Source organism: Paenibacillus sp. VTT E-133291 (assembly GCF_002264395.1).
GTDB classification, from domain to species: domain Bacteria; phylum Bacillota; class Bacilli; order Paenibacillales; family Paenibacillaceae; genus Paenibacillus_AQ; species Paenibacillus_AQ nitricinens.
The window spans coordinates 52,044-66,610 of the sequence record NZ_NFVA01000015.1 but is presented as its reverse complement, the minus strand read 5'-3'; the positions used below and the strand labels follow the sequence as shown (position 1 = coordinate 66,610).

The window sequence follows — 14,567 nt, the reverse complement described above, 5'->3', positions numbered from 1 at the left end:
TGAGGGATAAGAACCATGAAAGGTAATTATTTTTTAATAGTATGAAACCGATTAAATTACCAGAAAATCTCTGTTAAAGTGGTGTGTAAGAGGGAGAAATGTAGCTGGAGTAGGATATTAAGAATACAGAGACCCAGAATTGACAAAAGAATAGTAGAGGTCTAACATTTAGACAGTAAACGCTTACGTGAAATCGGATTGACATGTTCATCGTTTGGTTTAGTGTTTAACCGGATAAGGAGCTGCGCTTATGAATATTTATCTCGAAATTCCAGATGTGGATAAGCATTTTCCTTTTAGAAGTTTACTATGTGGAGGAGATACACTGTGCTATCCGCATTGGCATAAAGAAATTGAAATTATATATGTAACTAAAGGAAGTCTAAATCTGGGAATAAATGATACCCCTATTCACATGGAGCAAGGTGAGGTTCAATTTATCAACGGTGGGGATGTCCATTATTTTCTGGCCTCACCTGAAAGCGAACGGGTAGTCATTCAATTCGATCTTAACCTGTTTCAGGAAGTCGCAGCCTTGAGTGGAAATGATTATTCGCTTCGTGAGGTTTTTACGCTTATGGAGCATTCAAGTTCAAAATGGCCCGAGGCAACCGCCGTGAAGATCAAAGGGCTGATTGAGAGTATTTATGAGGAAGACGTGCAGCGAAGAGATGGGTACGCTTACTTAATCAAAGCAAGATTGTTTGAACTATTGACCGTTATTTTACGGGAAGTGCCGAAGAGTACACTCAATAAACAGCCTAAGTTCTCGGAAGATACGCTGAACCAGTCTAGAGAAACACTGGAAAGATTAGAGCGGATTTTTATCTATGTAGAGCAGCATTACCAGGAAGCCATTACGCTGAATGAGGTAGCTAGCTATATGGGCTTTAGTCCGTATTATTTTACCAAGCTGTTCAAGAAGAATACTGGTATGACCTTTATAGCTTTCTTAAACGAATATCGCCTTAACAAAGCCAAATGGATCTTAATCAATGAAGATTTGCCGATGTCTGCGGTGGCGGAAGCTGCCGGGTTTGGCAGCGTGAAGACATTTCATCATTTTTTCAAGGATGCTACGGGGATATCACCCCTAAAATACCATAAGACAATATTCGGGAATAATACAGCAAGAATGCAGGAAGAAAGACGCCCCCGGGCTTTGTATGATAGAGATATCAAAACAGGAACAAGTGGAGGTTAAGACAAAGATGACATTAACAGTAGGAATTATCGGCTGCGGAGGCATTGCTAACGGCAAACATATGCCAGCATTAAAAAAAGTTGAAGGTGCGCGAATGGTTGCTTTTTGCGATATCGTTCCTGAGCGTGCAGAAAAGGCAAAGGCGGAGTTTGGGGATGAGAACTCTGTAGTTTACACGGATTATACAGAACTTCTTAAAGATGCAAGTATAGATGTAATTCATGTATGTACACCGAATATTTCCCATGCGGAGATTTCCATTGCGGCAATGGAGGCAGGTAAGCATGTAATGTGCGAGAAGCCAATGGCTAAAACCACTGAAGAAGCACAAGCAATGATCGACGCTTCAAAGCGAACTGGGAAGAAGCTAACCATCGGTTACCAGAACCGTTTCAGACCAGATTCCGCTTATCTGCATACGGTATGCGAGAATAATGGTCTTGGAGAGATTTATTACGCTAAAGCTAAAGCGATCCGTCGTCGTGCCGTTCCAACATGGGGCGTGTTCCTGGATGAGGAAGCACAAGGTGGAGGACCATTAATTGATATCGGTACTCATGCTCTCGATTTGACCCTGTGGATGATGGATAACTACAAACCTAAATATGTTGTGGGTAACGCTTATCATAAGCTGTCTGGTCGTAAAAATGCTGCGAACGCTTGGGGCCCGTGGGATCCTGAGAAATTTACAGTTGAGGATTCCGCCATTGGATTCATTACTATGGAGAATGGAGCTAGCATCGTTCTCGAAGCAAGCTGGGCGCTCAATACACTTGATGTTGGTGAAGCTAAGACTGTGCTTTGCGGTACTGAAGGTGGAGCGGATATGGAAGACGGTCTGCGCATCAACGGAGAAGAATACGGCAAGACATATGAGAAGCATATTAGCTTGGAAGCCGGTGGCGTTGACTTTTATGATGGTGCGGGAGATGATCCTGCATTGACGGAGGCTACTCAGTGGATCGAAAGCATCGTCAATGACACCGAGCCTGTAGTGAAGCCAGAGCAGGCGCTCGTTGTTACCCGTATCTTGGAGGCTATTTATAAATCCTCTGAGACTGGCATGCCTGTATTTTTTGAATAAACGATCAGGTTTAAAGACATAGATAACTATGAACTAGGAGTGTGTCCAAAGTGACCAGAGTAACGGTATGGAATGAATTCCGCCATGAACGGCAGGAAGAGAGAATTCTCAAAGTCTACCCGCAAGGGATTCACGGACAGTTGGCAAGCTTCCTTCAGGAGGCTGGACTGGACGCTCAGACAGCTACGCTGGATGAACCGGAGCATGGACTGACACAAGAAGTGCTGGATAACACGGATGTACTGATTTGGTGGGGACATGTCGCCCATCAAGAAGTTAGTGATGAGATTGTAAATCGTGTTCACCAAAGAGTGCTTCAAGGCATGGGGCTAGTGGTGCTTCATTCGGGTCATATGTCCAAAATATTCATGAAGTTAATGGGCACCAGCTGCGATCTAAAGTGGCGTGAAGCAGGGGAGAAAGAGCGTCTTTGGGTCATGGACCCAAGTCACCCGATTGCTGAGGGCATTGGCGAATATATCGATTTGGAGCAAGAGGAAATGTACGGTGCACATTTTGATGTACCAGCACCAGAAAGTCTTATTTTTGTCGGCTGGTTTGAAGGCGGCAATGTGTTCCCTAGCGGATCGACCTATCGTCGCGGGAACGGGAAGATCTTTTATTTCCAGCCCGGCCATGAATCTTATCCAACCTATTACAACAAAGAAATCCAAAGAGTGATCATCAATGGGGTGAACTGGTGTGCACCAACGAAGCGTGATTATCCAGTTTACGGACATTCTGAAGCTTTGGAGCCAATCAAAGAAAAGGTGGTATTATAAATGAAATTAGGTGTATTTGATCCTGTATTTGGAAGTTTAACTCTTGATGAGATGCTTGATAAAATCGCTGCTGCTGGTTTGAATGCGGTAGAGATCGGTTCAGGAGGCAATCCGGGAAATGCCCACTGTCCAACAGATGAGCTGCTTGCCAGCGAATCAGCACGTAAGGAATATCTGGAGAAGTTCACGAAACGTGGCATTATGATCAGTGCATTCAGTTGCCATAATAACCCGATTTCGCCGGATAAAGAAGAAGCTCGTGAAGGCGACGAAATTCTGCGTAAGTCGATCAAGCTAGCTTCGCTAATGGGCGTTAAGGTAGTGAATACTTTCTCGGGAACCGCGGGAGACAGCGACGATGCAAAAGCACCGAACTGGCCAGTTACACCTTGGCCTACCGTGTACAGCGATATCAAAACCTGGCAGTGGGAGCATAAACTGATCCCTTACTGGAAGGAAATCGGTAAGCTGGCTGAGGAGCATGGCGTTAAGATCGGTATCGAGCTTCATGGGGGATTCCTCTGCCATACACCTTACACGATTCTGAAGCTTAGAGAAGCAACCTGTGATGCGATCGGCGCGAACCTAGACCCGAGCCATCTGTGGTGGCAGGGCATCGATCCTGTGGGCGCAATCAAGATTCTTGGTAAAGCCGGCGCAATCCATCATTTCCATGCCAAGGATACGTACCTGGATCAGGACAACATCAATATGTATGGTCTGACAGATATGCAGCCTTATGGCGATGTGCAGACCCGCGCATGGACCTTCCGTTCCGTTGGCTGTGGACACAGCATATCTGAATGGTCGGATATCATGAGTGCGCTACGTACTTACGGTTATGATTATGTGGTCAGCATCGAGCATGAAGACCCTCTTATGACGGTAGACGAAGGCTTCCAACGTGCAGTAACCAATTTGCAATCCATTCTTATTCGTGACCAGCCTCAGGGTATGTGGTGGGCGTAAGGATATTTTAAGAACGAAAGATCTTGATTCTCTAGTGTTTGTAGAGGGTCAAGATCTTTTTTGCGTGTTTATGTGGATGTGGGTTAGGATAATGTGCGGATGAAGAAAATAGCAGAAAGCAAGGTTCTAAGATGAATAAAGGAGAGACAACAATGTTACTAGAAGTTATTGCTACAACATTAAGTGATGCAGTGCTGGCCGAACGTTATGGTGCTGACCGAATTGAACTGATCACAGCGATTAGTGAAGGGGGATTAACACCCAGTCTGGGACTAATAGAAAAAGTGCGCGAAGCCGTCTCGATCCCGGTCAGAGTAATGGTTAGGCCTCACGCCAGATCCTTTTATTACGATAAGGATGATATAGAAACTATGGAGAGGGATATTCAGCATATCGCATCTATCGGCGGATTCTCAGTTGTTATGGGCATGTTACGATCTGACGGAACGATTGACGAAGAGGCACTTCAACGACTGCTTCAGGCTGCACAGGGTCTGGAGGTGACATTCCATCGAGCGTTTGACGTGGTGAGGGATCAATTTGAGGCGTTAGAAATATTGATACGTTATCCTCAAATTACTGACATTCTAACATCAGGAGCCGAGAGTACAGCCCCTAAGGGCGCGGAGCGTATTGCTGCGCTTGAACAGCTTACTGCGGAGCGATCTATCAACATACTGGCAGGTAGTGGATTAACGGTGGAAGGGATAAGCGATTTTGTACAACAAACAGGTGTGAGGCGGGTACATTTCGGTTCAGCAGTTAGAGTAGAGGGTGATGCGCTGAAACCTATAGATCCTCTTCGCTTGCAGGCTGTTCGAAACCTTCTGGATCAAAGAAAAGAGCACTAGCCTTAACGATAATAATGGATTACAGACTGGGGGAGCTGAAAGGATTTTGAGATTAAAGATCCGGATGGGTATGTGATTGCATTGGGTTCAGGTAAGAAACTGTAGCCGCTGAAACATAAAATATTGTTTAAAAATACAGAGCTGATCTTTGGTTATCCAAAGGTCGGCTTTTTGTCGTGTGCACTTGGTTACAGTATTGCAATCTCTGCGTCAAATGCGGGGGACGAGTTGAAAAGAATAGGTACAGGCTGGTATGCAACTAAATTGAAATGATTTCGTCTTTATATATGGAGGTGGAGAAAATTGGGATTTTTTGTTTCGAGTAGCTGGTTTCAATCTTCATTACAGCGGAACATAAAGCTGATGCTTGTGTTTGGGCTTCTGTTCGCTGCATGTTTTACAGGTGTGGGAAAGGCGGAAGCTGCTGCTGGATCCGATCTAATTATCGTGAATAAAAAAACAAACAAACTCGCGTATTTCAGTGATGGCAAGCTGGTGAAGACTTTTCCGGTCGCAACAGGGAAATCGAAGGAACTGACACCGGAAGGTAGCTTCAAAATGGTAGTTAAAGTAAAGAACAGACCCTACTACAAAGAGAAAATACCTGGGGGTGATCCGGCCAATCCGCTTGGCGACCGCTGGTTAGGGCTAGAGGTAAATGGAACTTATGGAACTACGTACGCGATTCACGGCAATAGTAATGAGTCATCCATAGGAAAGTATGTTAGTGCTGGATGTATTCGAATGCATAATGATGATATCCACTGGTTATATCCAAAAATAGCTAAGAACACAAGAGTCATCATTACAACTAGTACACTGGCTATGGAGAGCATTGCGACAAAGAACGGGTACTCTGTGGGAAGTAAGACGTTTGCTGGAGCTTTTGAGCTGGATGGCGTCACGACAAAGCTGAATGATCCCTTTATATTGGATAACTCCCGTGTATTTATTCCGCTGAGAGAATCTGTAGCGTTGTTAGGTGGAACTCTGCAGAGCGAAGCTGGTACTGGTGCACTGCTAATTACGATAGGTGGTCGTACGGTGACACATAAGCCTTTATCCGAGCAGGCTATCGTGAATGGGAAATCCATTAAGATAATCGCATCTCGTAATGAAAATAACCGATTGTTAATTCCACTAAGCATCTTGCCCCAATTATTTAGCATTCAGGTGCAATGGAATCCACAGTCTCAGTCGGTAAAGATTAATTTATAACTGTTCTTGGAATTGTATTTCTGATCTTAGTTAGTCTATACTGTACTCATTCAAACCAATTCGGACAATGACGGAGGACCACCGACTGATGAATAACTAACACGTTTCCTAATGAATTAGACCATCCAACTTGTAAAGTGCATATGCACAAGTCACGGAGCACCCGCGCAGGGTGATAACGGTCAGGGATACGTGTGTCGGTCGGGGGCCTTACGTTGCTTTTATATGAATAGATCGATCTATTGTTTGGTTTACTCTGCATGCAGCAGGTGATCACAGCCGTAGTCTATTCATGTTATGGCATATTCCCCCATCATACGCTATTCGACCGCAGACCGCTGGCTGCGGTTTTTTATTTGCAATATAATCGGAGGAATGGAATATGACCCTAATAAAAGCAAAGAATTTACGTAAAGAATGGAGCGGGACCCTGTTATTTGAGAAGGTGTCCTTTGAGATATCGGAAGGAGAGCGTGTGCTCTTGTTCGGCCGTAATGGAATCGGCAAAACCACACTGCTTAAGGGACTGATCGGTCGCCTCAACTTTGAGGAAGGGAGTATTTATCACGGCTTACCTCCTGAAGAATGGGGCGTGCTGGATCAGCAGTTAGAAGTATCAGAAGAAGTAAGCGCCTTGGATTACGTTCTCGCCGGATCGGCAGAGCTACCCCAATTAAAGCGCCGGCTTCAACTCCTTGGTCAGAGGTTGCAGGAAGTGAACGACGAGAGTGAAGCTGGACTTACTGAATACGCCGAAGTGTACGAACGATACCTGCAGCTTAATGGATATGACTGGGAGGCTAAAGCGGAAAAGTGCTTGAAACAGCTTAAGCTAGAACGCTCAGTTTGGGATTTGCCATACCCATCGCTAAGCGGAGGGCAAAAGACACGTGTCCAATTAGCAGCATTACTGGCCCAGCAGCCAAAGCTGTTGATTCTAGATGAGCCGACAAATCACTTAGATGGAGAGACGATGGAGTGGTTGGAACATTGGGTGCACACCTACCCTGGAACCGTACTTTATGTTTCGCATGATCGTACGTTCATCGATCGAACGGCGACAGCTTTACTGGAACTTAGTCCAGGGGGATGTAGCCGGTATTGGGGTGGATATACGCAGTATCGGGAGCAGAAAGCGATAGAGGCACGAACGCTAGAGGGACAATATAAGAAGCAGGAACAGGAAAAGGAGAAAATACTGGAGAGCATCAGAAGGTATTCGGAGTGGTTCCAGCAGGCACACCGTGCTGCCGGACAGCATGATTTCCTGCGTGCGAAATCTAAGAAGAACGTGTCTCGTCTTCATGCGAAGGAAGCTGCACTCGAACGCTTAAATAAGAACCGTGTGGAATTGCCGCGCGAGACAAGCAAGCTGAAGATGAAGCTGGAGACGGAAGCATTAATGGCGGACACTTTGCTGTCACTCCGCGAGATTGATTTTGCTTATAAGGATAGTGCGCCTGTATTGAAAAATTTCAGTTTGTCCTTGAATCGAGGAGATCGTCTTGCTATTCTGGGGCCCAATGGGGTTGGGAAGTCTTCTTTGCTGAAGTTGATTGCGGGTATTCATAAACCCACCCAAGGTGAAGTACGGCTGCATCCACGGACGAAGATTGGTTATTTTGCCCAAGAGCTCGATAATCTAGCGGTGTCATCCACGATTCTGGATAGCTTGCTTGAACTGCCGGGTATGACCCAAACGGAGGCACGAACGATTCTAGGCTGCTTTTTATTTTCGCGGGAGGATGTCTTTAAACGAATTGGTGATTTAAGTCTGGGAGAGAAATGTCGTGTAGCTTTCCTTAAACTGTACTTTGGAAAAGCTAACCTATTAGTACTGGACGAACCCACCAATTATCTGGACATTGACACTAGGGAGCGTGTAGAAGAAGCGTTAAGGGTATATCCGGGAGGGCTTGTGATGGTCTCGCATGACCGATATCTGCACACTAATGTAGCTAATCGTCTGGTAATCTTAGAGCCGGCTCAGACACCGAAGTTTTTCCAGGGTTCCTATAATGAATACATTTCCAAAGATAGAAGTCGTGTGCTTACCCAAAAAGAACAGGCGCGGGAGGACGAGCTTGTCCTTCTGACGCTCCGTCTGAATCAATTGATCCAAAGTGGAAGTAGGGATACAGAGGCTGAGAATGAGGCGCTAATGGCGGACATAGTTAATCTGCGGTTACAGATTCAGGAACTAAGAGATAAGGATGAAACTACACTCTTCTAAAAAGAGAGTCAAAATCACCCAGCTCAGGATACAATTTATCTAGGGCTGGGTTGTTTTTTAGCGTGAAAAATATATACGGAATCGAATATTCAGATAGGAGTTATTAGATGTAAGGTGTATAATTTGGAGGAATATGGATGTAATTTGGGATAGGCAGATCTTGAAAGGACGGTTATAAAATGATGAAATTCGCTTCCTTTATTCTGGAATTATTTCGATTATGTATATTACTTGTGTTGACCTTGTTTATTTTAGGCGGGGCAGAGCGATTCGTATATCAATCTATATTTGGTCAGCCCGTATATAACTGGAGTATGGCGTTTGGAAATGTATTGATATTTTTTATGCTGTATCGGAATCATTTTCAGTTTAAAGGTTGGTACAAATCAGAAAAAAATGTCAAGCTAACCCTCCTCACTACAAGAATTATAACTGTTATATCGCTAGGGCTTATCCTCCTGCCGATCGGGCTCAGCTGAGCCTATGTAAATTAGAATCATTGGAGCCTGTGATGATTTTTAAATGGAACCGTGGATATAATTGGGAAGACATTCATAGAATTATTAAATTAACAGATAAACTTTCTGATATACGGGTGATTCTAAAACATAATAAGGAACTGGAATCCATTATTGAAGAGCGGATCAAAAGGCTGAATGAATACAGTTAAGCATAGAGAGCGGGGGCCCTGATATGAATAACTATAAAGTGGAGCGTTTGGAACAGGAGGATTTCATAGGATTTTGGAAAAGAGTACTGGCTACCATTCTTGATCTCCTTGTCATTCTGATCCCTGCGGTTATTGTTTACATGCTATTCAACTCATTAGCTGTTTCCTTGCACTCGGAGATTCCTATTATCCTTGAGTATATTATCTTCATCGTGTTTGATATTTTTATGATCGTTAGATTTGGCGGATCACCCGGGAAGCTGATTTTAAAGATAAAGATTGTTAATGATCAAGGGAGTTATCCAACGCTGAAGGAAGCTCTAGTTCGAAATATTTTCCGAATCATTAGTACAATTTTTTCAATGATTGTTGGTGTCAGTCTCTACGACCTCACTGCGATTTCCACCAACCTTGCCTTATGGGCACCATTGGCTAATGATCTCAGTAAAATACTTGGCTTTATCATGCTTGTGGATTATCTATTTGTCGCATTTACTCCCCGTAAACGTGCGCTTCACGATATGATGGCCGGTACTTATGTTATTGATAAATCTGCAATTTAAAGGATGCTTGCTGAGCATTCTTTTTTTTTGATTATTAATAGTTTATCGTTAAATAGTTTACTATTAAATATTTTAGTGTTAAAATAAATACAGAAGCACCCAATGATCATGAGCGTTATAGGAGGATGTACTTGGAAAACCCAGATTTTTTTAGACTCATACATGCAGTTGAATTATTCACGGATGAAATTATTGTTCGGTGGATGAATGCTTTTGACCATAATATTGGGATATCACCCGTTCTCGTCTTGGGAGAATTGAATAAAAAGGGTCCGCAGAAGCAAACTACTTTGGCTAAAAAATTAGGTTATACGCCGGGGGCGATGACGAACATTGCCAATCGCTTAATTAAACAGGAAATGGCCGAGCGTAAATATAATGAAGATGATCGCCGAAATGTACTGCTCTCGATCACGGACAAAGGTAAGGATGTACTGAAGGAAGCACAGCTAAAAGGACAGGAGCTCCGAGCTGAAATATTTCTGAAGCTCGATGAAGAAGAACTGCAGCAATTCTTGAAAATTTATGAAAAGTTGTTAACGAGCTTTGATAGCTCTGAAACATAAATGAAGTCATCTAAGAATCTTAATCACATTATAAAGGGGTATGGATATGGGAAGAGTTCAAGGTAAGGTTGCATTAGTCACTGGAGGCGCTTCAGGTATTGGCTTATCAGCCGCTACTCTAATGGCTAGAGAAGGAGCCAAAGTTGTCATCGCCGATTTTAATGTAGAGGCTGCCAAGGAAGCAGCGGCTAAGATTAAAAGTGAGGGTGGAGAGGCAGAAGGTCTTTTCCTGGATGCATCCCAAGCAGATTCGATCAAGGAAGCTGTTGATTTCACAGTCGCTCAGTATGGCACCATTACAGTTTTGTTCAACAACGTAGGTCTAACTAATCTGCAAAAAGACCTTGATGTGGTCAACATAGATTTGGAAGAATGGGATCGCCTGATGAACGTGAACACCAAAAGTGTTCTATTAGGCAGCCGATTTGCTATTCCACATATGATTAAAGCGGGCGGAGGTTCTATTATTAACACCGCTTCGATGTCAGCATTTGCAGGAGATTCATTGCGCACGGCTTATGGTTCCTCTAAGGCAGCTGTTGTGAACCTTACACGTTATATCGCTACACAATATGGTAAGGATAAGATTCGTTGTAACGGAGTGGCTCCAGGCCTAATTCTAACACCTGCGGCTGCAAGAAATATGCCGCCAGCTGTGCTGGATATTTTCCAGAAGTTCAATGCCCTCCCTTACCATGGGGAAGCGGATGATATCGGAAACACAGTATTGTTCCTGGCATCGGATGAATCTAAATTCATCACCGGACAAACAATAGAAGTAGAGGGTGGTCACTATATGTCCAACCCTAGTATTACGGACTTCCAGAATTACATGATGGAAGCTAAAGGTAAATAAATTCAAGCGTAATTAAAAAATCCGGTTCTAAGCTCGTGTTCAATGAGCGGGACCGGATTTTTGTTTGTATAAGTGAGTTAGGCTAAATTAGCTTACCGCTAAAACAGCCTGTATAAAGGTTTTCAGTGCTGAGGATTTTGTGCTATCCATCCATTGTTTCAAAACATCTGTCTGACCATCCATATACCATCCGAGTTTTTCCTTCAGCTCTTGGTCAAAGTTATCAGGTTGTTTTGTTCGTTCGGCTATGAGCTGTTTAATCATTTGTGACCAACGATACCCATTAAGACCAAAGCTGTGTTCGGGGTAACGCTCAGCCAGTGTTAAGACAGAAGAAAGCGACTCACCAACGTATAATTCTGCCGCCAAATAGCTGCCAACAAAACGATGGCTGTCATCATGCTCTAAGGCGATAGAAAATTGCTCCCGAGCTTCTGTAAGCTTGCCTTGATGCATGAGAGCTGTAGCATTAATCGAGCGGTCATAGTCATCCCCCATAGTTTGACTCAGCTCAATGTAGCGGGAATAATACTCGTTATATGATTTCCAGTCCTTATGGTCAAAATAGTACTGCGTCAACGTGAAGGCATAATTAGAATAAGGATGCAACTGTATGAGCTTTTGGAGTAGCGGAATCGCCTGATCTTCTAATGAGTCATCCTTCGTCAGGGAGGATTTAGCGAGCATCAGCTTCACAAGCATGTGTAGAGCATGAGCATCCTCTGGATCATCTGCAACATTCTGTTGGTACATTTCTATGGCTTGATCAGGTTTCTTATTTAGCAATAGTCTATCGGCTGTGGTTAGTTCTCGTTCCTTGAGATAGAAGAAGGGCAGATTACCTACAGTCTCTTCGTTCAATCTGTAGCCACTACTGCGGGTAAGCAGATGTCCATCCGCATCAAATGCCTCGATATTCCAAGAAAAGCGTGCTTCAGGATTCATGAACACAAGAAAAGATAGAGGATCAATCGATTCAAAGCCCTCTCCGCCACTGCCGTAGGAGAAACCACTGTTGTAATAGAGTTCATCTACTGGAATAGAGACTTGATTGTCCGTGATATGGTCCCGAATCTGCGAACTGAAGGAGCTCCCCACCATCGAGACCCCACCGCTTAAACGATAATAAGCTGCACCCTTAACAGCTTTCCAGCGGAAATCTACGGTCTTTCCAGTTAGTGTCTCCTGATTAATAGGAGACTGAAGCTCAATGAGAGGTTGCAGAACAACACTCTCCTTCAACAGGTCACCCGGTTTAACTTCAATCCAATCGTCATACTGTATAGGCCAAGCCCAGCCATCGATCTGATCATAGCTAAGTCCAAGCTGCAGTTGATAGAAGCCCGGAATCACACCGTAGAATTCGAAACGTCCTTCATCGTCTGTAACGATTCGGTAGGAATCAGCAGATGTAATGCTGTGATGAACCTCGCTTTCAGCACGGAGAAAAATACCTGCACGCGAGACCGGAGTACCATCGCTACGAGTAAGTGTTCCGGATACGACGGCAGTCGAGTTGTTCCCCATATCGACAGCGGACTGAATGGCAATCCGGAGTGCCTCCAACTGCAATTCGGTCTCTGAAGTTCCAATCGTTGGTGGTGAAATTGACGCTGATCCCGCTGCATCCTTGTCTGCGGTGTCTTTATCTGAGTTGCTAGTGGTAAGACTCATTTGTTTATGAATATCCTGCCAGAATTTTTGGTAGCTCTCCAAGCCATTGTCTACTACGGCAAGTGCTTCTTGTGCTTTACCTTTTGTGAAGAGCAGACGCCCGGTAAGCCATGCTTTTTGCGCATCTAAATCCTGCTGATTCTCAGATAACAATGTGGTTTGTTCAAGAATAGCTTCAGCGGTTGTTATGTCCCCACGATTCAGGGCTCGTTCTGCACGAAGGAGCGTCAGCTCTTGTGCCACGTGAGAATTGCTGGCTAGTTGTTTAGTGGCCGTTATTAGCGCTTGATCGCCGTCTTCCTTACGGCCAAGAGCATCATATTCGTAGGCAAGCAGCTTTACCGCAAATATACGTGTATTATTCGCTGGCCCATCAAGGATGTATTCTTCTAACAAAGCGATTTTATCCTCTGGCAGCAAGTCGGAAATACTCGGTTCATCATGATTCCACTGACTCATAGAGGGACCAATATTTACGTCATATCTATAGGGATCGTAGGCGTGCTCCTTATCAATGATATTTGTTTGAATAAGCTCCATACGTTTACTGCCAGTTGTAGACTCTAGCTTTTGCAGAAGTTCTGTACGGGCCAGGTTAAATTGAATAGCTGGGCTTTCCTCCATTTGTGCCTTTGAGGAGGGCAGAAAGTTAAATAGAAGAATGAGCAGGAAGGCTGGGAGTAGCACGAATGACACTAGATGTTTGACTCTGATCTTAATTCGCATGTCTCTTCACCGCCTGATCATAGATATCTTTCCAGTACGTATTGCCCCCAGCCTCAATAAGTTCACGGTTTGGATGCTGCTGGACGTTTTGTTGGGGTTGATGTTTAACCTCTGGTTGATGCAGTGTCAATGATACGACTAGAATAATGGCACCAATCGCGCCTAAAGGTTTCACGGGGATCTCGATTTCTTTATTCCAGAAAGCCATGAGTCGGGCTCCAAAGGTTGGAGGGTGGGTCATCTTGAGGACGCGCTCATGTCCTTCGAAGTGTATGGGTTGTAGTTCTTCATCTAGCTGATGCTTGATCACTTCGCGTTTCGTATTCTCTGTGCTCCCCGTATTCATAAGAAATGTCCCTCCTTCTCCAATATCTTTTTTAAGAGTGTCCGTCCTCTAACTAACCGGGATTTAATCGTATTCTCCGGCGTATTCAATTGCTCAGAAATTTCACGGATGCTCATCTCATGAAAGTAATATAACGTCAGACATTCGCGGTATACATAATCGAGAGTTCTGATGGACTCAGCGAGTCTAACATTATGCCATTCCACCATAAAAAGCTCTTCTGCCCCGGCAGTGAAGCCCGCATCATCACTGGCTTGGAGCTCTGCATCGCCTGAGGGGGAAATATTACGCCAGCTCCAAGTCCGTTGCTTCATGCGGCAGCGGTTGATCACGATGCGAATGAGCCAAGCCTTTAACCGTTCCGGTTCCTGCAATTGATTCATTTTGGCAAAGGCTTGAATAAAAGTATCTTGCACCGCCTCTTCGGCACTGTGTCGATCTTTGAGCAATAAGCAAGCGGTTCGGAGCAGCATATCGCCATAATCGTCCATCAACAGGCTGAGAGCTGACTCATCCTTTGCTTTGATTCTGTCTATAATATTCAGATGAAGCTCCCCTCCCTTTACTAAATAAGATGCGGCTCAGAGGATTAAGGTTGCGTTTGTGTGGAATATTTTTACTGAGGGGACTCCAATTGCACTATGTGCAATAGAATTTGTCCTGAAGCGGGAGAAGATGAATTCTGTTGCACTTTGTACATTCAAAATAGCTAAGAAACGCCTAATTAGGGGTTTTTTTCGGATTCTATTGCACAAAGTGCAATGCATTGCTTTTTTCGAAGCAAACTGCCCCGATCTATTGCATGTTCTGCAATGAAATCCTCCG

General features: G+C 44.2%; 15 protein-coding genes. 12 read left to right on the top strand and 3 right to left on the bottom strand.

The window, feature by feature from the left end:
• The first annotated feature begins 250 nt into the window (after positions 1-250).
• From CA598_RS09285 to CA598_RS09235, 12 genes are all read left to right on the top strand, one after another.
• Positions 251-1,204, top strand: coding sequence for an AraC family transcriptional regulator (locus CA598_RS09285; protein ID WP_094872500.1), 954 nt, complete (start codon positions 251-253; stop codon positions 1,202-1,204).
• A gap of 7 nt (positions 1,205-1,211) precedes the next feature.
• Entirely contained in the window at positions 1,212-2,288 is a 1,077-nt protein-coding gene (locus CA598_RS09280; RefSeq protein ID WP_094872501.1) for a Gfo/Idh/MocA family protein, read from the top strand.
• A 50-nt stretch (positions 2,289-2,338) separates the two neighbouring features.
• Positions 2,339-3,070: a ThuA domain-containing protein gene (locus tag CA598_RS09275; protein WP_042124690.1), complete on the top strand. Its 732-nt coding sequence runs from the start codon at positions 2,339-2,341 to the stop codon at positions 3,068-3,070.
• The gene (locus tag CA598_RS09270) at positions 3,071-4,039 is read left to right on the top strand and encodes a sugar phosphate isomerase/epimerase family protein (protein ID WP_042185436.1); all 969 of its coding nucleotides are present in this window, start codon (positions 3,071-3,073) and stop codon (positions 4,037-4,039) included.
• Positions 4,040-4,191: 152 nt separating this feature from the next.
• A complete protein-coding gene (locus CA598_RS09265) occupies positions 4,192-4,890 on the top strand; it encodes a copper homeostasis protein CutC (protein ID WP_094876342.1) in 699 nt (232 codons plus the stop codon).
• 303 nt (positions 4,891-5,193) lie between these two features.
• Positions 5,194-6,108, top strand: coding sequence for a L,D-transpeptidase family protein (locus CA598_RS09260; RefSeq protein ID WP_256989944.1), 915 nt, complete (start codon positions 5,194-5,196; stop codon positions 6,106-6,108).
• A 382-nt stretch (positions 6,109-6,490) separates the two neighbouring features.
• Complete coding sequence (gene abc-f / locus CA598_RS09255) at positions 6,491-8,341, top strand: ribosomal protection-like ABC-F family protein (RefSeq protein ID WP_094876341.1); 1,851 nt, start codon at positions 6,491-6,493, stop codon at positions 8,339-8,341.
• A gap of 179 nt (positions 8,342-8,520) precedes the next feature.
• Complete coding sequence (locus CA598_RS09250) at positions 8,521-8,820, top strand: hypothetical protein (protein WP_094876340.1); 300 nt, start codon at positions 8,521-8,523, stop codon at positions 8,818-8,820.
• Positions 8,821-8,852: 32 nt separating this feature from the next.
• Positions 8,853-9,011, top strand: coding sequence for a hypothetical protein (locus CA598_RS32230; RefSeq protein WP_179281685.1), 159 nt, complete (start codon positions 8,853-8,855; stop codon positions 9,009-9,011).
• A 23-nt stretch (positions 9,012-9,034) separates the two neighbouring features.
• Complete coding sequence (locus CA598_RS09245) at positions 9,035-9,574, top strand: RDD family protein (RefSeq protein ID WP_094872509.1); 540 nt, start codon at positions 9,035-9,037, stop codon at positions 9,572-9,574.
• Between the two features lie 131 nt (positions 9,575-9,705).
• Positions 9,706-10,140 carry a MarR family winged helix-turn-helix transcriptional regulator gene (locus CA598_RS09240; protein WP_094872511.1) on the top strand — a complete coding sequence of 145 codons (435 nt, stop codon included), beginning with the start codon at positions 9,706-9,708 and terminating at the stop codon, positions 10,138-10,140.
• Positions 10,141-10,186: 46 nt separating this feature from the next.
• A complete protein-coding gene (locus CA598_RS09235) occupies positions 10,187-10,996 on the top strand; it encodes an SDR family NAD(P)-dependent oxidoreductase (RefSeq protein ID WP_042185448.1) in 810 nt (269 codons plus the stop codon).
• A gap of 87 nt (positions 10,997-11,083) precedes the next feature.
• Here the strand turns inward: CA598_RS09235 and CA598_RS09230 are convergent, their stop codons facing one another.
• The 3 genes from CA598_RS09230 to CA598_RS09220 are packed head-to-tail and all read right to left on the bottom strand — an operon-like array spanning position 11,084 to position 14,236.
• On the bottom strand, positions 11,084-13,396 hold the full coding sequence (locus tag CA598_RS09230; protein ID WP_094876339.1) for a hypothetical protein: 2,313 nt from the start codon (positions 13,394-13,396) through the stop codon (positions 11,084-11,086).
• Positions 13,386-13,742 (bottom strand): hypothetical protein, encoded by a 357-nt coding sequence (locus CA598_RS09225; RefSeq protein ID WP_094876338.1) that lies wholly within the window; start codon positions 13,740-13,742, stop codon positions 13,386-13,388. Before CA598_RS09225 ends, CA598_RS09230 begins: the two co-directional genes overlap by 11 nt.
• Positions 13,739-14,236 carry a sigma-70 family RNA polymerase sigma factor gene (locus CA598_RS09220; RefSeq protein WP_256990431.1) on the bottom strand — a complete coding sequence of 166 codons (498 nt, stop codon included), beginning with the start codon at positions 14,234-14,236 and terminating at the stop codon, positions 13,739-13,741. The genes CA598_RS09225 and CA598_RS09220 overlap by 4 nt, the downstream gene beginning before the upstream one ends.
• Between the last annotated feature and the right edge of the window lie 331 nt (positions 14,237-14,567).